The organism is Pseudomonas sp. Irchel 3H9, from assembly GCF_900187495.1.
GTDB classification, from domain to species: Bacteria; Pseudomonadota; Gammaproteobacteria; order Pseudomonadales; family Pseudomonadaceae; genus Aquipseudomonas; species Aquipseudomonas sivasensis.
Genome location: NZ_FYDK01000001.1, coordinates 790,991 through 810,113, shown reverse-complemented (window position 1 = coordinate 810,113; position 19,123 = coordinate 790,991). Strand labels below are relative to the sequence as shown.

The 19,123-nt window shown below is 60.3% G+C and carries 18 protein-coding genes; 10 read left to right on the top strand and 8 right to left on the bottom strand.

Annotated elements, in window-relative coordinates; all coding sequences use genetic code 11:
- Positions 1-34 precede the first annotated feature (34 nt).
- Both CKW32_RS03885 and pobA read right to left on the bottom strand, forming a co-directional pair.
- Positions 35-1,552, bottom strand: a complete 1,518-nt coding sequence (locus tag CKW32_RS03885) for an MDR family MFS transporter (protein ID WP_095184090.1) — start codon at positions 1,550-1,552, stop codon at positions 35-37.
- Positions 1,553-1,618: 66 nt separating this feature from the next.
- The gene (pobA, locus tag CKW32_RS03880) at positions 1,619-2,803 is read right to left on the bottom strand and encodes a 4-hydroxybenzoate 3-monooxygenase (RefSeq protein WP_177434253.1); all 1,185 of its coding nucleotides are present in this window, start codon (positions 2,801-2,803) and stop codon (positions 1,619-1,621) included.
- Between the two features lie 189 nt (positions 2,804-2,992).
- Here pobA and CKW32_RS03875 point away from each other — a divergent pair, with 189 nt between their 5' ends.
- Positions 2,993-3,871, top strand: a complete 879-nt coding sequence (locus CKW32_RS03875) for a helix-turn-helix domain-containing protein (RefSeq protein ID WP_032888697.1) — start codon at positions 2,993-2,995, stop codon at positions 3,869-3,871.
- A gap of 269 nt (positions 3,872-4,140) precedes the next feature.
- On the opposite strand, the gene CKW32_RS03870 is transcribed toward CKW32_RS03875, so the two are convergent.
- Positions 4,141-5,046, bottom strand: coding sequence for a LysR family transcriptional regulator (locus CKW32_RS03870; protein ID WP_095184088.1), 906 nt, complete (start codon positions 5,044-5,046; stop codon positions 4,141-4,143).
- A gap of 107 nt (positions 5,047-5,153) precedes the next feature.
- On the opposite strand from CKW32_RS03870, the gene CKW32_RS03865 reads away from it, so the two are divergent.
- Both CKW32_RS03865 and CKW32_RS03860 read left to right on the top strand, forming a co-directional pair.
- Complete coding sequence (locus CKW32_RS03865) at positions 5,154-6,020, top strand: MBL fold metallo-hydrolase (protein ID WP_095184087.1); 867 nt, start codon at positions 5,154-5,156, stop codon at positions 6,018-6,020.
- A 34-nt stretch (positions 6,021-6,054) separates the two neighbouring features.
- Positions 6,055-6,669, top strand: coding sequence for an NAD(P)-dependent oxidoreductase (locus CKW32_RS03860; protein WP_095184086.1), 615 nt, complete (start codon positions 6,055-6,057; stop codon positions 6,667-6,669).
- 40 nt (positions 6,670-6,709) lie between these two features.
- Here the strand turns inward: CKW32_RS03860 and CKW32_RS03855 are convergent, their stop codons facing one another.
- Positions 6,710-7,588, bottom strand: a complete 879-nt coding sequence (locus CKW32_RS03855; protein ID WP_095184085.1) for a LysR substrate-binding domain-containing protein — start codon at positions 7,586-7,588, stop codon at positions 6,710-6,712.
- Positions 7,589-7,698: 110 nt separating this feature from the next.
- Here CKW32_RS03855 and CKW32_RS03850 point away from each other — a divergent pair, with 110 nt between their 5' ends.
- From CKW32_RS03850 to CKW32_RS03835, 4 genes are all read left to right on the top strand, one after another.
- A complete protein-coding gene (locus CKW32_RS03850; protein ID WP_095184084.1) occupies positions 7,699-9,324 on the top strand; it encodes a 5-guanidino-2-oxopentanoate decarboxylase in 1,626 nt (541 codons plus the stop codon).
- On the top strand, positions 9,321-10,763 hold the full coding sequence (locus CKW32_RS03845; RefSeq protein ID WP_095184083.1) for an aldehyde dehydrogenase family protein: 1,443 nt from the start codon (positions 9,321-9,323) through the stop codon (positions 10,761-10,763). Before CKW32_RS03850 ends, CKW32_RS03845 begins: the two co-directional genes overlap by 4 nt.
- Before the next feature lie 237 nt (positions 10,764-11,000).
- A complete protein-coding gene (locus CKW32_RS03840; RefSeq protein ID WP_095184082.1) occupies positions 11,001-12,188 on the top strand; it encodes a CynX/NimT family MFS transporter in 1,188 nt (395 codons plus the stop codon).
- A 137-nt stretch (positions 12,189-12,325) separates the two neighbouring features.
- Entirely contained in the window at positions 12,326-13,261 is a 936-nt protein-coding gene (locus tag CKW32_RS03835; protein WP_095184081.1) for a LysR family transcriptional regulator, read from the top strand.
- A gap of 3 nt (positions 13,262-13,264) precedes the next feature.
- Here CKW32_RS03835 and CKW32_RS03830 read toward each other — a convergent pair whose 3' ends face one another.
- The 3 genes from CKW32_RS03830 to CKW32_RS28255 all read right to left on the bottom strand — a co-directional run bounded on the left by CKW32_RS03830 (position 13,265) and on the right by CKW32_RS28255 (position 14,850).
- A complete protein-coding gene (locus tag CKW32_RS03830) occupies positions 13,265-13,627 on the bottom strand; it encodes a 5-carboxymethyl-2-hydroxymuconate Delta-isomerase (protein ID WP_032888675.1) in 363 nt (120 codons plus the stop codon).
- 46 nt (positions 13,628-13,673) lie between these two features.
- A complete protein-coding gene (locus CKW32_RS03825; RefSeq protein WP_017526706.1) occupies positions 13,674-14,597 on the bottom strand; it encodes a LysR substrate-binding domain-containing protein in 924 nt (307 codons plus the stop codon).
- A gap of 106 nt (positions 14,598-14,703) precedes the next feature.
- The gene (locus CKW32_RS28255; protein WP_177434248.1) at positions 14,704-14,850 is read right to left on the bottom strand and encodes a hypothetical protein; all 147 of its coding nucleotides are present in this window, start codon (positions 14,848-14,850) and stop codon (positions 14,704-14,706) included.
- A gap of 197 nt (positions 14,851-15,047) precedes the next feature.
- Here CKW32_RS28255 and CKW32_RS03820 point away from each other — a divergent pair, with 197 nt between their 5' ends.
- Entirely contained in the window at positions 15,048-16,352 is a 1,305-nt protein-coding gene (locus CKW32_RS03820; protein WP_032888673.1) for an MFS transporter, read from the top strand.
- Positions 16,352-17,110, top strand: coding sequence for a substrate-binding domain-containing protein (locus tag CKW32_RS03815; RefSeq protein WP_095184322.1), 759 nt, complete (start codon positions 16,352-16,354; stop codon positions 17,108-17,110). The genes CKW32_RS03820 and CKW32_RS03815 overlap by 1 nt, the downstream gene beginning before the upstream one ends.
- Here CKW32_RS03815 and CKW32_RS03810 read toward each other — a convergent pair.
- On the bottom strand, positions 17,102-18,004 hold the full coding sequence (locus CKW32_RS03810; RefSeq protein ID WP_095184323.1) for a LysR family transcriptional regulator: 903 nt from the start codon (positions 18,002-18,004) through the stop codon (positions 17,102-17,104). The two genes, CKW32_RS03815 and CKW32_RS03810, sit on opposite strands and share 9 nt — an antisense overlap.
- A gap of 211 nt (positions 18,005-18,215) precedes the next feature.
- Here CKW32_RS03810 and CKW32_RS03805 point away from each other — a divergent pair, with 211 nt between their 5' ends.
- Positions 18,216-19,058 (top strand): DUF6216 family protein, encoded by an 843-nt coding sequence (locus CKW32_RS03805; RefSeq protein WP_095184080.1) that lies wholly within the window; start codon positions 18,216-18,218, stop codon positions 19,056-19,058.
- Positions 19,059-19,123: the final 65 nt, after the last annotated feature.

The window sequence follows — 19,123 nt, the reverse complement described above, 5'->3', positions numbered from 1 at the left end:
GCCCCCTTCCACACTTTGATCGCTATCGTGTCAGTTACTTAACTTTATCCTCCCGACCGCGCAGCACCCGGTTAGGCATCGCAATCGCCGCCGCCAACCCCAGCAACGACACCGCCGCACTCACCATCAACAAATGTCGGAACGTCACCGCCAGCTCCCCGCGCAGTGCATCTTGCGCCGGGCCGGGAGCGGCGTTCAGGCCATCCAACAGCACATTGCCGGAGCTGCCCTCGGCCACCAGCGAACCGCTGGCCAAGTGAGCGAAGCTCGAATCCTGCAACAACGCCAGCAGCAGCGCCGACATGCACGCCACGCCCACCGCACCACCAAGGGAACGGAACAGGTTGGTGGTGCTGGTGGCGACGCCAATGCCGCGCTGTTCCACCGAGTTTTGCGAGCCCACCAGGGAGGTAGGGAATTGCATCCCACCGGCGATCCCGCACAACAACATGAACACGCCGGTAAGCACTACGTCCTGGGGCGCGCTGAAGGCCATGCCCAGGATCGCCAGCGGGCTTAACAGTGCGCCGCCAAGGATCATCGGTTTATAACGTCCGGTCACCGAGGTCATGCGCCCTGCGGAATACGCGCCGATGGGCAAGCCGATGGCCAGTGGCAACAAGTGCAAGGCGGCACTGTCGGCCCCGCCTCCGGTCACGGTCTGAAAGCGCAGGGGCATCAGCACCGTCAGGGAAATCGCCTGGAAGCTGGTGAAGAACACCGTGCACCAACACAGCACCGCGCTGCGGTTGGCAAACAAGTGCATCGGCAGCAACGGCTCCCGCGCACGGCGCTCGTGCCACACGAACAACGTCAATGCCACCAGCGCGCAGGCCAGCAGCCCCAGCACCCCACTGTCACGCCAATGATGACCCTGACCAATTTCGGTGATACCCAGCAACAGGGCGGTCAGGCCAACGATCATCAACACGGTGCCGAGGTAATCGATGATCGGCTTGCGCTGCGGCACAGGCAGCCCCACCAGGGTGCGATGGGCCACGTACCAGGCACCAGCGCCCAGCGGCAGGTTGATCAGGAATACCCAACGCCACGACAGGTACTCGGTCATGTAGCCGCCCAACACCGGACCGGCCACGCTGGCCACTGCGTACATGCTGCTGAAATAGCCTTGATAACGCCCACGTTCACGGGGCGGAATAATGTCGCCGATGATCGCTTGGCTCACCGAGATCATGCCGCCAGCGCCAATCCCCTGGAGCACCCGTGCCAGCACCAACTGCTCCATGCTTTGCGCCATGCCGCAAAACAGCGACGCCACGGTGAACAAGCCCATGCCGATCAGCATCATCGGCCGGCGCCCATACAGGTCGCCGAGCTTGCCGTAGATCGGCACCGCCACTGTCATTGCCACCATGTAGCCGGAGATCACCCAGGCCAGCAGGTTGACGTCGTGGAACCGCGCGGAGATAGCGGGCATGGACACGGCGACAATGGTCTGGTCCAGTGCGCCGAGGAAGATCGCCATCATCAACGAGGCGAGAATACTGCGCACCGCGGGAAGCGGTGGCGCGGGCTGATTGAGCTGAGTCACGACAGAACCTTCAAGCAAGGCCCGTGGGAAAAGTCGGCCCACGGCAATGCTCAATACGATAGCAGGCTATTCGATAGCCTCGTAAGGAAGCCCGACGTAATTTTCCGCGATGGTTTTGCGCCCGGCTTCGGAGTGGATGAAGTACTCCAGTTCGCTCTGGGCAATGCGCTGGCTGAAGCCGTCCGCCTCCGGGAATTGATGCAGCATCGAGGTCATCCACCAGGAAAACCGCTCGGCCTTCCACACCCGGCGCAGGCAGATGGCGGAATAGCGCTCCAACAAATCCACGCGCCCCTCGCGATACACCTTGAGCATGATCCTAAATAGCGTACTCACATCACTGGCCGCCAGGTTCAGGCCCTTGGCGCCGGTGGGCGGCACGATATGCGCAGCGTCACCCAGCAGGAACAGGCGCCCGTACTGCATCGGTTCAACCACAAAACTGCGCAACGGCGCGATGCTCTTTTCAATCGACGGCCCGGTGACCAACTGCTCGGCCAGGTTGCTGGGCAGGCGGGTTTTCAGCTCAGCCCAAAAGCGTGCGTCCGACCATTCATCCAACGGTTCTTCAGCCGGCACTTGCAGATAATAGCGGCTGCGGGTCGGCGATCGCATGCTGCACAGGGCAAAGCCGCGGGGGTGTTTGGCGTACACCAGTTCGTCGTGCACCGGCGGGGTGTCGGCGAGAATGCCCAGCCAACCAAAGGGGTACACGCGCTCGAAGATTTTCAGTGATTCAGCGGGGATCGACTGACGCGCCACGCCGTGGAAGCCATCACAGCCGGCGATGTAGTCGCATTCCAGACGGAACGCCTCGCCCTGGTGTTCGAAGGTCAGCCAGGGTCGATCACTTTTGAGATCATGGGGCTGCACGTCACGCGCGTCGTAGAGCGTAACCGCGCCGGCAGCCGAGCGGGCGGCCATCAGGTCGCGGGTGACTTCGGTCTGGCCGTAGATCATCACCGATTGGCCGCCGGTCAGCGCCTTGAGGTCGATATGGGTGAGATGTCCGTCGAGCGCGAGCTCGAAGCCATCATGTACCAGGCCTTCGGCATCCATGCGTTGGCTAACGCCGGCTTGGCGCAGCAGGTCGACCATGCCTTGCTCCAGCACCCCGGCGCGGATGCGGCCTTGCACGTAGTCAGCGCTCTGGCGCTCTAGAATAAAGGTCTCGATGCCGGCGTTATGCAGCAGTTGGCCGAGCAACAGTCCGGAAGGACCGGCGCCGATAATGGCGACTTGGGTTTTCAGCGTTTTCATTATTTTTATGGCCCGCAAGTTCCACTCGAACGGATTGAGTGAAAGAGTTGTCATTGGTCTTGTGGCTGACATTTTTCACTTGAGTGCTTGGCATAAGAAGGTGAAAACTGCGACAAACCCTGCGCTTTTTGCCAATTTGGGCGATTACCGCACAACCGTCCTGAGTATCGGATTGAAACCATGACCAACACCGCGATTCCGGTCTTCAAGCTTTACGGGGAAAACCAGCAATGGCCGACCCCCGATTTGTTGCACTGCGAAACCATTTCCCGCCGCAGCCGGGAATACCAGTGGGAAATCCAGCCCCACCGGCACGCGGATCTGTGCCAGTTGTTGTACGTGCACAAAGGCCAGGCTCAACTGGAAATAGAAGGTCAGCGCACCACGCTCAACGAAGCCACGCTGCAGATATTGCCGCCGTTGTGCGTGCATGGGTTTCGCTTTGCCGAAGATGTCGAAGGTTATGTAGTGACACTCTCGGCGCCACTCGTGAGCCACTTGCAGGCCCAACTGGGCGCAACGGCCGGCGGTTTGCAGACCCTGGGCAGTTACCCGGCGGGCAAGGACAGTGACTACCTCAATAGCCAATTCGCCCGCCTGCAGGACGAATATGCAGAAGAGCAACCGGCCCGGGACATGATGATGCACGCCCTGGTCAGCGTGCTGCTGGTGTGGATCAGCCGTCAGGCCATCCAGCGTTGCCATCCGCGCGCGCCAAGAGGCCGCGAGTATTTCCGGCGGTTTACCCAATTGGTCGAACAGCACTACCGTGAGCACCCAAAGATTGAGGATCTGGCCCACAAGCTGGGTATCTCGGTCTCACATCTGAATGGGACATGTCGGGAACTCGGTGGCCAGCCCGCCCTGCAGATCATGCATGACCGCCAGTTGCTGGAGGCCAAGCGCCTGCTGACTTACACCAGCATGACCATCAATGAAATGTCGGAAGTGTTGGGGTTTTCCGACCCGACTAACTTTTCCCGGCTGTTTCGCCGCCGGGTCGGATTCTCACCCAAGGCGTTTCGCGAGCAACTCAAGGCCGAATCGACCACTACCTGAGCGCACTGAAACTGCCGGTGTGGGGGACACATTGGTCCTGATTGCAGCTGATCGCAAAGGTCGGCTGCATACGGGTCTGCTCCACACGGTAGGCGGCAGTCCCGTACAGTGCGCTGGCCAAGGCGCAGAGAGTGAAAATCATCAGGTACTTTCTGGTTTTTATGCTCATGACAGAGACCTCTGGACGGATCTACATGACGCTGTTTAAAGCATAGGCCAGTCAGGGCGAGTTGCCATTATTGGACGACATTCAACAGGGTTATGTCGCCTCAGAGACCGATGTCCCACGCAGGCTCTTCAGGGAACCTCACCACCAGAAAATCCAGCAGGCTGCGCAACGCCGACGGCATGTGTTTGCGTGAGGCGTAGACCGCGTAGATGTTCATCTGCCGGGGTTCGGCGCGGGGCAGTAGGCGCACCAGCTCACCACGTCGAATGTGATCGCCGGCCTGGTAGCTGGGCAACATCGCCACCCCAGCGCCGGCCAGCGTCAGGCGTAGCAGCGTGCTGGCCTCGTTGGCGGTGATATTGCCGTGCACCGGCACCGACACGTGCTCGCCACTTTCTTCGAAATGCCACAGGCTTTTGCCGAAGTACGAGTGGGTCAGGCAGTTGTGCCGGACCAGATCTTCGACTTTTTGTGGGGCCGGATGCTCACGCAGATACGCGGGGGTGGCGCAGACCACCGAGCGACAGACGGTCAGGCGCCGTGCGATCAGGTTCGGGTCCAGGTCATTGCTGGTGCGGATGGCCAGGTCGATGCGCTCGTCCACCAGATTCACCGTGCGATCGAGCATTTGCAGGTCGACCGTGACCAAAGGGTAGCGTTTGACGTACTCGGCAATCGCCTCGGCCAATTGCGCCTGGCCGAACGAGGTGCTGACACTCAGGCGCAGCAGGCCACGGGGCGCGTCATCGGGCTCACTGACGGCGGCCTGCATGTCGCCGCACAACTCCAGCAATTGGCGGCAGCGCGGCAAGGTCTCACCGCCCGCCGCCGTAAGACTAAGTTTGCGCGTGGTGCGGTGCAGCAGGCGCGCGCCGACCCAGTCTTCCAACTCGGCGAGGTAACGCGATACGACCGGCCGCGACAGGTCCAGATGGTCCGCGGCGGCGGACTGGCTGCCCAGGTCCACCACGGTGACAAACACGCGCATTGCTTGAAGACGATCCATGATTTGCCCGATTTCAGAAACAAACTATGTTCCAGCATCGCATTTTTAGTCTCGTTTAGTGCAACTAAGCTCTGTGCATCCTTTGAACCGATTGCTGGAGCTGCCCAATGCTTTCAACCCTCAAGCGCATGACCCTAGCCACCGCCGCCCTGGCCTTTGCCGCCCATGCCTCTGCGGCCGACTTGACCCTCGACGTGTACAACCCTGGCGAAGCGGCGATCTTCCCGGTGACCTCGGTGCTGGTCAGCGGCGCCAAAGACGCGATCCTGGTGGACGCGCAATTCGGCAAGGGCCAGGCCGAGCAACTGGTGCAAAAGATCCGCGCCAGCGGCAAACACCTGACCACCATTTACATCAGCCATGGCGATCCGGATTACTACTTTGGCCTCGACACCCTGACGGCCGCGTTCCCGGACGCCAAGGTGCTGGCTCCGCAACCGGTGGTCGACCACATCAACGCCACCGTGGCCGGCAAACTTGAGTTCTGGGGCCCGAAAATGGGCGCCGACAAACCGGCTAAAACCATCGTGCCACAGGTGCTGCAAGGCCATAGCCTGACCCTTGAAGGGAAACAGTTGGACGTTATCGGCCTGGACGGCCCGCAGCCGGATCGCAGCTTTGTGTGGATCCCGTCGATCAAGGCGGTGGTCGGTGGCGTCGTGGTTGCCCAAAACATCCATGTGTGGATGGCAGATACCCAGGGCGCGCAATCCCACAAAGACTGGCTGGCCACCCTGCAACGCATCGAAAACCTGAAACCGCGTACCGTGATTCCGGGTCACTACCTGGGTACGCCGTCCGTGGCGTCGGTCACCTTTACTGCCGACTACATCAAGGCCTTCGACGTAGAAACCTCCAAGGCCAAAGACTCCGCCGCCCTCATCGCGGCCATGAAAAAGCGTTACCCCACCCTGGCGGACGAAAGCTCCCTGGAACTGAGCGCAAAAGTCGCCAAGGGCGAAATGAAGTGGTGAAAACTCTCAAACCTTAACCGTACTGGAGAACGTCATGAGCAAGATCGCAATCATTGGGGCTACGGGCCGTGCCGGCAGCCAATTGCTGGAAGAAGCGTTGCGTCGTGGGCACAGCGTGACCGCCATCGCGCGTAACACCGACAAACTGGCAGCGCGCCCGAACGTCACTGTCAAACAAGTGGACGCGCTGGACGCCGATGCCCTGCAACAGGCCATCAGCGGCAACGACGTGGTGATCAGTGCCGCGCACTTCGCCACCCTGCCCGCCAGCGCCGTGATCGGGCCGGTGAAAAAGGCCGGTGTCAAACGCTTGCTGGTGGTGGGCGGTGCGGGTTCGCTGTTGCTGCCGGGTGGCGGTCGCGTGATCGACAGCGAAGGTTTCCCTGCTGAGTACAAGGCAGAGGCCAGCGCAGGAGCTGAATTCCTTGAAACCCTGCGTCAGGAACAAGAACTGGATTGGACTTTCCTGTCGCCCTCGGCTCTGTTCGATGGCACCGAGCGCACCGGTAAATTCCGCCTGGGCCAGGATGATTTGCTGGTGAGCAGCGAAGGTACAAGCTCGATCAGCTTTGCCGACTATGCCATCGCGATGATTGACGAAGTGGAAACACCGAAGCACTCGCGCCAGCGTTTCACCGTCGGTTACTGACATTTGTGGGAGGGGGCTTGCTCCCTCCCACATTTGCCCTTCAGTGTTCTGGAGATTGTGCCTGGCTGACTAACCAATCCATTAGAGCTTCGAGCCCGGTCGACGGCGTCGTCCCCGGCGGATACACCAGGTAATACCCCATCCCCGTCGGTACCCGCAGTTCATAAGGCATCACCAACCGCCCCGCCTTCACATCCTCGCCAATCAACGCACTGTCGCCTATCGCCACCCCGGAACCCTGGGAGGCCACCGTCATCGCCAAGTCCAGCGTTTCGAAATGATGGCCTTGGCTCAAATTGCTCAAGCGCGTGTTAGCAGCCTTCAACCATAACGCCCAGTCCCGTTCATCCCGCGTGGGATGCAGCAGCACCTGGTGCTGCAAGTCTTGCGGCGTGTGCAAGGCATCCGATAACCCCGGCGCGCAAACGGGCGTAAGTTGCTCATCGAACAAATGCCGCGCCTCGGCTGATTGTTCGGCAATGGGTGCGTAGATCACCGCTGCGTCAAACTGCTCGCGGCGAAAGTTCACGGTGTAAGCCACAGTGGTGGTGAGCTCCACCGGCACGTCCGGGCGCTCCTTTTGCCACTGCATCAAGCGCGGCAGCAACCAGCGCATCACACAGGTGGAGGCCTTGAGCTGCAGGGTCTGGCGGCGACTGCCGATCTGCTCCACCGCATCACCAAGCAAACCAAATACCTGCTGCGCACGCACCGACCACTCGCGCCCCTCTTCGGTCAGGCTTAAGCCCCGTGCCTGGCGCTGGAACAGCGCGTAACCCAAGTGGCTCTCCAGCCCAGCGATCTGCCGGCTCACCGCGCCCTGAGTGATGTGCAGTTGCTCGGCGGCGCGGGTGAAGTTGCAACACTGGGCCGTGACCCAGAAAGTGTGCAGCGCGGGCAGTGGTGGAAGACGTTTCATCGGGCTCAGCCATGACGTGAGGACATGGCTAGTATGACTTTTTATCGATTGTTGCCGCTACGGGCCAGCCGTTCCAATACCGCCTCGAATCAATAACAAGAGCGACTTGTATGGCGACCTGCGGCGAAGTGTTGGTGAAGCTCTTGGAAGGCTATGGCGTTGAACAGGTGTTTGGCATCCCCGGCGTGCACACCGTGGAGTTGTACCGCGGCCTGGCCCGTTCCAGTATCCGTCACGTCACCCCACGCCACGAGCAAGGGGCCGGGTTTATGGCGGACGGTTATGCACGCACCAGCGGCAAGCCCGGCGTGTGTTTCATCATCACCGGCCCAGGCATGACCAACATCACCACGGCCATGGGCCAGGCCTATGCCGACTCGATCCCGATGTTGGTGATCTCCAGCGTGCAATCACGCAGCCAGTTGGGCGGCGGGCGCGGCAAGTTGCATGAGCTGCCGAACCAGAGCGCGATGATCGCGGGCGTGGCGGCGTTCTCCCATACCTTGATGTCGGCGGCGGAGTTGCCCGGGGTGCTGGCACGGGCATTTGCACTGTTCCAGGCCGGCCGGCCGCGGCCGGTGCATATCGAGATCCCGCTGGATGTGCTGGTGGAAAACGCCGACGCACTGCTGGGCAGCAAGCCGATCAGCGTCGCGCGCGCCGGTGCCGCACCCTCGGCGATCAAGCAGATGACTCAGTTGCTGGCGTGCGCCAAGCGCCCGTTGATTCTCGCCGGCGGCGGCGCCATCGATGCCGCGCCCGCGCTGACCCGCCTCGCCGAAACCCTCGGTGCGCCAGTGGCGCTGACCATCAACGCCAAAGGCATGCTGCCCGCCGCGCACCCGTTGCTGATCGGCTCCACCCAAACGTTGGTGGCCACCCGCGCATTAGTCGCCGAAGCCGATGTGGTGCTGGCCATCGGCACAGAACTTGCGGAAACCGATTACGACGTGACCTTCGCGGGCGGGTTTGAAATTCCCGGCGCACTGCTGCGCATCGACATCGACCCGGACCAGACCGTGCGCAACTACACACCTCACGTCGCCTTGGTAGCCGATGCGCAGATCGCCACCGAAGCCGTGCTGGCCGAGTTGGACAGCAAGGAGTTACCCCTGCGCAACACCGACTGGGGCAGCCAACGCGTCGCGCGTTTGTGGGCTGAATTGGCCCCATCCTGGGACGCCGCCACCCGTGCGCAAACCCTGTTCCTCAGTACGATCCTGGAGACGTTGCCCGGCGCCATCATGGTGGGCGACTCCACCCAACCGGTGTACAGCGGCAACCTCACCCTCAACCTCGACCACCCACGCCGCTGGTTCAACTCTTCTACCGGCTACGGCACCTTGGGCTACGCCTTGCCCGCCGCGATCGGCGCCTGGCTGGGGCGCGGCGATGGGCAACCGGTGGTGTGCCTGATCGGTGACGGCGGACTGCAATTCAGCCTGCCGGAACTGGCCAGCGCGGTGGAGGCACGCACGCCGATCATCGTGTTGCTGTGGAATAACCAGGGCTACGAGGAGATCAAGAAATACATGGTCAACCGCGCCATCGAACCGGTCGGCGTGGACATCTACACACCGGATTTTGTCGGCGTGGCCAAGGCGCTGGGCTGCGCGGCTGAACGCATCGAGGGCATCGAGCCGTTACGCAACGCATTGCTGGCCGCCTCTGATCGACAGGGGCCGACGCTGATTGAAATTGACCAAGAGCTTTGGATGAAGGAGGTCGCGGTATGAACGCAGTATTGAACGGTGTGTATATCGACGGCGAATGGCGTGCTGGCCACGACGTGCTGGAGGTGATCAACCCGGCGACCGAATCCCGCTTGGCCCAGGTCAGCGTAGGGGACATGGCTGCCGTGACACAGGCAGTGGATGCCGCCAGCCGGGCGTTTGCCGGCTGGTCAAAAAGCACCGGCCGTGAGCGCGGCGCCCTATTACGCAAAATCGCCCAAGGCGTGCGCGAACAGCGCGAAGCCTTAATGCACCTGCAGTCGAGCAACAACGGCAAACCGCTGTTTGAGGCGGGCATCGATGTGGACGACGTGATCGCCACCTTCGAGTACTACGCAGGTGTTGCCGAGGACCTGGACGCCGGGCAAGACCGGCCGGTGGCACTGCCCAGCGATGAGTTCAGCGCTCGCCTGCGCCGCGAGCCATGTGGCGTAGTGGGGCTGATCGTGCCGTGGAATTTCCCCATGGTGACCACCGCCTGGAAACTCGCCCCCGTCCTCGCCTCCGGTTGCTGCGTGGTGCTCAAGCCGTCGGAAGTCACGCCCCTGGCAGAGCTGCAATTGGCGCGAATCATCGCCGAATCCGGGCTGCCCGCAGGCGTGTTCAACCTGGTCTGCGGCACGGGCCTGGCGGTCGGTGCACCGCTGGCAGCGGACCGTCGTGTGGCGAAAATCTCCTTTACTGGCAGTAATGCGGTGGGCGTGCAGGTGATGCAACGCGCCGCCGAAACCATCAAGGGCGTCAGTCTGGAACTGGGCGGCAAATCTTCGTTGCTGGTGCTGGCAGATGCTGACCTCGACTTGGCCGTGGAACTGGCCTGCGGCGGTGGATTTTTCAACGCCGGGCAGATGTGTTCTGCCACTAGCCGCGTGCTGGTGGCCGACACCTTGGCGGACGAATTCCTGCAACGCTTGCGGGCGCGGGCTGAAGGGATTCGCGTGGCTGACCCGTTTGCCGAGGACGTGGAAATGGGCGCGCTGATCAACCGTGCGCAGTATCAGCGGGTAGTGGGGCATATCCAGCGAGGCATCGAGGACGGCGCGCGGTTGCTGTGTGGCGGTGAACGTCCGGCGGATCTGGCCAGGGGTTATTTCATCCGCCCGACCGTGTTTACCGCTGTGCCGTTGGACAGTGCGTTATGGAACGAGGAAATCTTCGGCCCGGTGCTGTGTGTACGAAGTTTCGCAACTGAAGATGAGGCGATTGGCCTGGCCAACGACAGCGATTTCGGCCTGGTGGCCAGTGTGGTGGGCGCCGATGTCGAGAGCGCCGAGCGAGTAGCAAATGCCCTGCAGGCCGGACTGGTATGGATCAACGCGCCGCAGGTGATCTTCCCGCAGACGGCGTGGGGGGGTTACAAGCAGAGCAGCATCGGACGCGAGCTGGGGCCTTGGGGGTTAGCGGCGTTTCAGGAGATAAAGCACGTCATTCGGTCTAACTGACACTGCAACCCCTGCTGTAGAAGGTGGACCCATGTGGGAGGGAGCTTGCCCCCGATAGCGGTGGATCAGTTACAGATGCTTAGACTGAAACACGGCTATCGGGGGCAAGCCCCCTCCCACATCTTGATTTGCGGTGTTTGTGGGAACTGCAATTTTTAGATAGTGCCTGCGACTTTCTCATTTGCCCCCCTGCCCCATGCGTGGCCTGATTCACCCTTGTTCACTCAAGGCAGGCCCATGGAAAACGTTCACGCAAAACCCACCACTGCCGTTTGGCTGATGATCAGCGTGGTGCTGGTCGCCCTTAACCTGCGCCCGTCGATGGCTGCCGTGGGGCCGTTGTTGTCTTCGATTCGTGGCGATGTGCCGTTGAGTTTCAGCAGCGCGGCGTTGCTGACCATGTTGCCGGTCATGACCATGGGCCTGGCGATGTTCTTTGGCATGGGCCTGGCCAAGCGTTTTGGTGAGCACCGCAGCATTGTCCTGTCGCTGCTGGTGATCGGCGTGGCGACGCTGTCGCGGTTGTTCCTGGATTCGGCGCTGGAGCTGATCGTCAGCGCGATTGCGGCGGGGATCGGTATTGCGATGATCCAGGCGTTGATGCCGGCGCTGATCAAGTCGCGCTTCAGCGATAACGTTTCACTGTTCATGGGCCTGTACGTCACCGCCATCATGGGTGGCGCGGCGCTGGCGGCTTCGTTCTCGCCCTTCGTGCAAACGCACACCGGCAGTTGGCGTATCGGCCTGGCGATCTGGGCTGTGCTGGCGTTGCTCGCCTTGGTGTTCTGGTACGCCCAGCGCTCGGTAATGCCGCCATTACCCGAGGCCGGTTCCGGCCCGCAGGAATCATTTTTCGGCAATCGCCGCGCCTGGTTGCTGGCGATCTTTTTTGGCTTGGGCACCGCGTCCTACACGTGTGTACTCGCGTGGCTGGCGCCGTACTACGTGGAGCAAGGCTGGAGCGAGCAGGACGCCGGTCTGCTGCTGGGCTTTCTGACCGCCATGGAAGTGGTGTCTGGCCTGATCACACCCGCCATCGCCAACCGCCGCCAGGACAAACGCGGCGTGGTAGCCGTGCTGCTGGTGCTGATCATCATCGGTTTCTGCGGCCTGATTCTCAGCCCGCAATCCCTCAGTTTGCTGTGGCCGTGCCTGCTCGGCCTGGGCATCGGCGGCCTATTCCCCATGAGCCTGATCCTGTCCCTCGATCACTTGGACAACCCGCGCCGTGCCGGTGGCCTCACTGCCTTTGTGCAAGGCATCGGCTACCTGATTGCCGGTCTGTCGCCGCTGATCGCCGGGATGATCCGTGACCAACTGGGCAGTTTCGAATGGGCCTGGTGGTCGCTGACGGCGGTGATCGTATTGATGTTGCTGATCGTCACGCGCTTCAACCCGAGGCATTACGCGCAACATATCCGCTGAGGTCGTGTTGCAAACAGTATTTGTCCCACTGCAAACATAGAAACGCCCTACAGAGCTTTCTATTGGTACGCACGTTCCGTTAAGCTTTTGGGCTGTCTTGTACTGAGTTCGGTACAAAGGGTTTACGGACGAAACCGATGTTAAACAGTAACTTGCTCAGAAAACTCGATATGCAGGACTTGATGGTGTTTATCGCCGTCTACGACCAGAGCAGCGTTACCGAGGTGTCCGAAACGCTGTTCGTCAGCCAGTCCACCGTGAGCTACAGCCTGAAGAAGCTGCGCACCAGCTTTGAAGACGAGCTGTTTATCAACACCCGAGCGGGCATGCGTCCTACGTACAAGGCCACCACCATGTACGGCCATGTGCAGAAGATCCTCGAAAGCATCAACCTGTGCCACGCCGGTGGCCAGGCCTTCGACCCCACGCAAAAAGCCGTGACCTTCAACGTATGTGCACCGGAATACTTCGAACAGTTGATCCTGCCGCGCCTGCTGAAAACCTTCGACCGGTCCGACTTGCCGGTGATCGTCAATGTGCAGAAGCTGGAAACCGACATCCCCGCCGATGACCTGCGCGAAGGCCGTCTGGACTTGGTGATCTGCTTCGGCCCGCATTTTCATCGCGCCCACAAAGACTTCAAGACCCAGATGCTGCTGGAGGACGATTTGGTGTGTGTCTTCGATAAACGCTCAGCGCCCAGGGAGCCAGCATTCAGCCTGCAATCCTTCGTCGAACGGCGACATGTATTCCCCACGCCGTGGACCTCCGACACCAACATGATCGACGGCTGGCTGGCGCGCCAGGCCCACAAGCGCCAGGTGGTCGCCCGTGCCAACAGCTACAGCGCGGCATTGAAGATGATCACCGGCACCGACTTTATCCTCACCCTGCCCCGCCGCGTGCAAAAGCTACTGGCGCCGGAGCCGGTGTTCGGCCATTGCGAGGCGCCCAACGGATTGCCGGGGTTCACCCTTGATATGCAGTGGAACGAAACCAGTGAACAGGACAGTGCCAATACCTGGTTTCGCGAGCAGGTGGTGAAGGTATGTGCCGATCAGGGCTTGTTGTAAGCCTTAGCCGATAGCGACTTTGCTATAGGCATCGCGGTCCATGTCGCGCAGTTCAACGCTCAGTTGTACCTGCACGCCTTCGGGCCACGGGCTAAGGTCCTGCAACACCGCCAGCAGGCTTTCCGACAGCTGCTGCTTGACCTGCGGCGAACGCCCGCTGAGCAATGACAGCTTCACCGCAATAAAGCCGCGCGGATTGAGGGAGGTACCTACCTGAAAATGCTCAAGCTTCACCGCACGGCTTTTGATATCGAACTCGGAGCCGAATTGCCCGGACGCCATTAGCACATTGTTGAGCCGCAACAGGGTTTTATCGACGGTCAGGTCTGTCAGGTTGGCGGTGTATTCCAGGTGCAGATGCGGCATGGGTTGCTCCGAGGCTTGTTGTAGGAAGATTCTTGAATATATAGCGTCACGCCTTGGCGCCCAACCCTCTATCGCTCATGAACGCCTCCAGTCTCGACCGCACCCAACGCTCGGCGGGGTCGGTGTCCACATGGCTGAGCCAAACCATGGACAAATCCAACGTTGGTGTCTCGAACGGAAACGGCTCACAAAACAGATTGCCCGACACCGCCATGGCTTCGGCGGTGTAGTCCGGCAGGCTGGCGATGAGGTCGGTGCCGGCCAGCAACGCCGGCAACGCGCTGTATTGCGGTACCGATAAAACCACGTGGCGCTTACGGCCAATCTCGGCCAGCCACTCATCGGCAAAACCCGACACGTTGGCAGTGTGGGACACCAGCACATGGGGCCGCGAGCAATATTCATCCAGGGTCAGCGGCGTGTCCGAGGCATCCGCGCGCAGGAGTCGCGGACGGATATGGCGCAGCAACTTGCGCTTGGCATTCGCCGGCAGGCCACGGGTCTGGGTGATGCCAACGGTGATATCGCCGGACGCCAGCAGGTCAGGGATGCGCCAATAATCCACATGCTGCACCACGAACACCACTTGGGGCGCTTCCTGGCGCAGCGCGCGCAGCAACGGAGGCAACAGGCCGAACTCGACATCGTCGGACAGACCGATGCGAAACGTCATGGTGCTGATGGAAGGGTCAAAATCGTGGGTCAGGCTCAAGGCCGACGACAAGGAATCGAGGGCCGGGGACAGATGCTGAATGATTTCCTCGGCGCGCGCGGTGGGCTCCATGCGATGGCCTACACGAATAAACAATGGGTCATTGAACAAGGTACGCAAACGGTTCAGGGCCGAACTGATGGTCGGCTGGCCGAGGAAAAGTTTTTCGGCCACCCGCGTCACATTGCGCTCAAGCATCAGTGCTTCGAAGACCACCATCAGATTGATGTCGGCCTTGCGTAATTCATTGCGATTCATCGGCGCCTGCCCGTTTCACCAAGACAGGTCGCAGTGTAGAAAGCGCGGCGCACGCCGTCTATGCGCTTAATTGCCGATAAGTCAGCATCACAGGCGGACAGGTTGCTCAGGGCTTGAGCGGAAACTCCTGATCGCGCTCGGAAAGCTCCGTACCGTCGTCCGGATGCTTCCAGGTCTGCGGCTTTTCCTCTTCGCGCTGCCGCTGGGGTTGCTCACGCTCTGGTTCATCGCGCCGGTTTTGTTCGTTACCCATAGCCACCTCTTTCCTTAAGCATCGGTCACCTGTTCAAGCATAGGACAGGGAAAGAGATTTTGACGGCCACAGGGATTGATAATCCCTGAACATCAATAAACCCAAAATTTTCACTTATCATTTCTAAATGTGTCAGCCACTATCCATAGTCTTAAGCGAAATAAGCACTTTGAAAAGAACGCTGGAGACACAAAACCATGACTAGCCCTTCCCGCCCCGACTCTGCCCGCTCGAAAGTTGGCGCGGTATTCCGCGTTACTTCGGGCAATTTCCTCGAACAGTTCGACTTCTTTCTGTTTGGTTTCTACGCCACCTACATCGCGGCTGCGTTCTTCCCGGCCGCTAATGAGTTTGCGTCATTAATGATGACCTTCGCCGTGTTTGGCGCAGGCTTCCTGATGCGCCCACTTGGCGCAATCATTCTCGGTGCCTACATCGACGACGTCGGTCGCCGCAAAGGGCTGATCGTGACCCTCTCGATCATGGCCAGCGGTACGTTGCTGATCGTGCTGGTGCCGGGTTATCAGACCATTGGGCTGTGGGCACCGCTGCTGGTGTTGCTTGGTCGCTTGCTGCAAGGCTTCTCGGCCGGTGCGGAACTGGGCGGGGTGTCGGTGTACTTGTCTGAGATGGCCACCCCAGGCCGTAAAGGCTTCTACACCAGCTGGCAGTCGGGCAGCCAACAGATCTCCATCGTGGTCGCCGCTGCGCTGGGTTATGGCCTGAACGTGTGGATGGAACCGTCGGTGGTTGCCGACTGGGGCTGGCGCATTCCGTTCGCCGTCGGTTGCGTGATCATTCCGTTTATCTTTGTGCTGCGTCGCAACCTGGAGGAAACCGAAGAGTTCGCCAACCGCAAGCATCGCCCGACCATGCGCGAAGTGCTGGCAACCCTGGTGAAAAACTGGACCGTTGTGATCGGCGGCATGCTGATGGTGGCCATGACCACTACCGCGTTCTACCTGATCACCGTGTACGCGCCGACCTTCGGCAAGACCGTGCTGCAACTGAGCACCTCGGACGCCCTGCTGGTGACGTTGCTGGTGGCCGTGTCGAACTTTGTATGGCTCCCCATCGGCGGCACCCTCAGCGATCGCTTCGGCCGCAAGCCGGTACTGATCGCCATGACAGCGCTGGCGGTTCTTACAGCGTATCCAGCACTGTCTTACGTGGTGAATGCACCGAGCTTCGGCCATATGCTGGAAACCCTGCTGTGGTTCTCCTTCCTCTATGGCATGTACAACGGCGCGATGATCCCGGCGCTGACCGAAATCATGCCGGTGGAAGTGCGCGTGGCGGGCTTTTCCCTGGCCTATAGCCTGGCAACCGCGATCTTCGGTGGCTTCACCCCGGCGATCTCCACCTGGTTCATCCACATCACCGGGGACAAGGCCTCACCGGCCTACTGGATGATGTTCGCCGCACTGTGCGCACTGTGTTCGACCCTGGCGTTGTACCGCCGCGCCAACACTCGCGGGCAGATGCTGCAGGGGGCGGTATGATGCGACCTCTGCTCAACACACTGGCGGCCTTGGCCCTCGGCGCGCTGGCGCTGTCGGCCCAGGCCGAGGAGCTCAAGGTAATGACCTCCGGTGGCTTCACCGCCGCTTATAAGTTGCTTGGCCCGCAGTATGCCCAGCAAAGCGGTGACACCCTCGATACCATTCTCGGCCCGTCCATGGGCAAGGCGCCGGAAGCGATTCCCAACCGCCTGGCCAGGGGCGAACACGCCGATGTGGTGATCATGGTCGGCTACGCCCTGGATGACCTGATCAAACAAGGCAAGGTCGACCCAGCGTCTCGCGTGGAACTGGCGGACTCGCGGATTGGTTTGGTGGTGAAGGAAGGCGCGGCGAAACCCGCCATCGGCACCGATGCAGAACTGAAGGCAGTGCTGAGCAAGGCCAAGTCAGTGGCGTACTCGGACAGTGCCAGCGGTGTGTATGTCGAGAAAGAGCTGTTCAAGAAGCTCGGCATGCCGGCCAAGGGCACGATGATCGAACGTATTCCGGTGGCTGAACAGGTTGCCAAAGGTGACTACGAAGTGGGTCTGCAGCAGGTCGCCGAATTGTTGCCCGTACCGGGCGTGACCTATGTGGGCAAAATCCCCGAAGATGTGCAGTCCGTTACGCGTTTTGCAGCAGGTATTCCGGTGAACGCCGAACACCCGACCCAAGCCAAGGCGTTGCTGAAGTACCTGGCCTCGCCCGAGGCGCAACCGCTGGTGCGATCCACCGGCCTGGATTCGGTGTCACGCTGACCGAAACGGCATCTCCCGCACCAACCGTTCCAACTCCAGCGCCGCGGGCGGCAATGTCCGCCCGCGGCGCTTGATCAAGCCCACATTGCGCATCACCTGCGGCTCCACCAACGGCACGCTTACCAGAACCGGGTGCGCGCACGCCGGCATCGCAATCGAAGGCACCATCGCTACCCCCAACCCCGCCTCCACCAACGCAATCATGGTGGTCACGTGGTGCGTCTCGCAGACACTCGGTTTTTTCACACGTACGCCGCGCAAGGCCTGGTCAAGCAGGAAGCGGTTGCCCGAAGTTTTGTCCACCGTGATGTAGTCATGCTCAAAGGCTTCGGCCCAGGTCACGCTGTCACGTTCGGCCAACGGGTGATCACGGCGACAGGCGAGTACGTATCGCTCCTGCAGCAGCAATTCGAACTCCACTTCATCGGGCAGGCTGCCGCTGAAACTCACGCCAAAATCCGCCTCGCCATTTTCCACCGCATTGCACACCTCACCGGCACTGGCATCCAGCACCCGCAGGCGAATCTTTGGATACAGCTTGTGGAATTCGGAGATCACGTGAGGCATGAAGTAGTACGCAGTCGAAGGCACGCAGGCGATGATGACATCGCCCATGCGCGTGGACGCGACGTTACTGATGCCCATCAGCGCGATGTCGAGGTCGTCGAGCATGCGCTCGACTTGCGGCAGGAATGCACGGCCCACCATGGTCAGGCTGACCCGTCGGGTGGTGCGCTCGAACAGCTTTACATCAAGCGCGGATTCAAGTTTTTCGATGCGCCGACTGAGCGCCGGTTGCGAGATACGGATGGCCTCCGCGGCGCTGCGAAAACTGCCCTTGTCTACCACAGCGCGGAAGGCTTGGAGGTCGTTGAGGTCGAAGTTGATGATCACGGAGAACGGCCAGTCAATAGCGGGATGGACGGCATTATCGTACGACTGTCGGTGGGAAGCCATGCATGAGGACCGCCAGAAAAACTGCAGTTGTGGCTTAGCCGGATTCTGAGAGCCCCGTCAGTTGCTTCCTGTTTTTTCTGACGTAAAGACACGCTCGCTCTGGTTCCCTAGAATCCCGCGTTCGACTTTATGACTAATGGACCCAGCCATGGCCGAACCGATCGTAAAAAGCACACCACTGACTTGGTACGTCGAGCATTTCGCCTTCTTCAGCGGTGCCTTTACCTTTCTCGCTATCGCGGGGCTGTTGATATTTATCTACCGACGTTCCGGATCGCTGCTGTTTTTGCGGGATTGGATATGGCGGTTTTTTGGGGGCAAAACGCGCTTCGAAACAGAACGTTTTGAACGCATGCGCAAGGATTTGCGCGAGCTTGAATATTACCGCTACGAATTCAACATCCCTGCCAAAACGCTGCGGGAGGCAGACTTGGCCGAGGATTGGATGTACAGCAATGAATTCGCCCCGCGCGACTTCGGCCGCGTGAAGCGCTACATAGAGTGGGGCGACTTCACAGCGCTGAATTTCATCACCCGGCGGTTCGCACAATGGCGCATCAACTGTTTTTTTGTACTCGCTTTCGTGCTTTTGGCAGGTGTAGCCATTGCGGTTCCTCTGATTGAATCGAAGTACCTGATGGTGTCCCTGAAAAACGCCCCAGATGCTCCATCGTTCTATTTATCTGAAGATAACGTGAAGTTCGGCATCTGGTCCGACAACGTCCTGATGGTAGAACACTGCCGGTCGTCCGAGTCGCTACAGGCTTTTCTTCTCCCGGGATTACCGGAAGAGAAACTCGACATCATTTGCTCATTCTTCCTCGACAAGAACTACAACAAATACGTACGAGAGGGTTTGAGCGAACAGCGCGGGCTACTGTTCTCGCTGGTACTCGTGTCGATGGCCTGGATGATTTACCTGGTGATCCTGATCGCGCGAATGGAAGTCGCCCGACGACTCTACAGACAATGGCAGGCCAACCAGTCTTGAAAAAGCTGCCTTGAAAAAAGCACTTAGGTGCGTAGTCTGCAATCCGACCGTTTTCGACTGAGAGT

Coding starts and splice junctions, on each gene's coding strand:
- CKW32_RS03875 (WP_032888697.1), top strand. CDS start 2,993: ATGACCAACACCGCGATTCCGGTCTTCAAGCTTTACGGGGAAAACCAG.
- CKW32_RS03870 (WP_095184088.1), bottom strand. CDS start 5,046: ATGGATCGTCTTCAAGCAATGCGCGTGTTTGTCACCGTGGTGGACCTG.
- CKW32_RS03865 (WP_095184087.1), top strand. CDS start 5,154: ATGCTTTCAACCCTCAAGCGCATGACCCTAGCCACCGCCGCCCTGGCC.
- CKW32_RS03860 (WP_095184086.1), top strand. CDS start 6,055: ATGAGCAAGATCGCAATCATTGGGGCTACGGGCCGTGCCGGCAGCCAA.
- CKW32_RS03855 (WP_095184085.1), bottom strand. CDS start 7,588: ATGAAACGTCTTCCACCACTGCCCGCGCTGCACACTTTCTGGGTCACG.
- CKW32_RS03850 (WP_095184084.1), top strand. CDS start 7,699: ATGGCGACCTGCGGCGAAGTGTTGGTGAAGCTCTTGGAAGGCTATGGC.
- CKW32_RS03845 (WP_095184083.1), top strand. CDS start 9,321: ATGAACGCAGTATTGAACGGTGTGTATATCGACGGCGAATGGCGTGCT.
- CKW32_RS03840 (WP_095184082.1), top strand. CDS start 11,001: ATGGAAAACGTTCACGCAAAACCCACCACTGCCGTTTGGCTGATGATC.
- CKW32_RS03835 (WP_095184081.1), top strand. CDS start 12,326: ATGTTAAACAGTAACTTGCTCAGAAAACTCGATATGCAGGACTTGATG.
- CKW32_RS03830 (WP_032888675.1), bottom strand. CDS start 13,627: ATGCCGCATCTGCACCTGGAATACACCGCCAACCTGACAGACCTGACC.
- CKW32_RS03825 (WP_017526706.1), bottom strand. CDS start 14,597: ATGAATCGCAATGAATTACGCAAGGCCGACATCAATCTGATGGTGGTC.
- CKW32_RS28255 (WP_177434248.1), bottom strand. CDS start 14,850: ATGGGTAACGAACAAAACCGGCGCGATGAACCAGAGCGTGAGCAACCC.
- CKW32_RS03820 (WP_032888673.1), top strand. CDS start 15,048: ATGACTAGCCCTTCCCGCCCCGACTCTGCCCGCTCGAAAGTTGGCGCG.
- CKW32_RS03815 (WP_095184322.1), top strand. CDS start 16,352: ATGCGACCTCTGCTCAACACACTGGCGGCCTTGGCCCTCGGCGCGCTG.
- CKW32_RS03805 (WP_095184080.1), top strand. CDS start 18,216: ATGGCCGAACCGATCGTAAAAAGCACACCACTGACTTGGTACGTCGAG.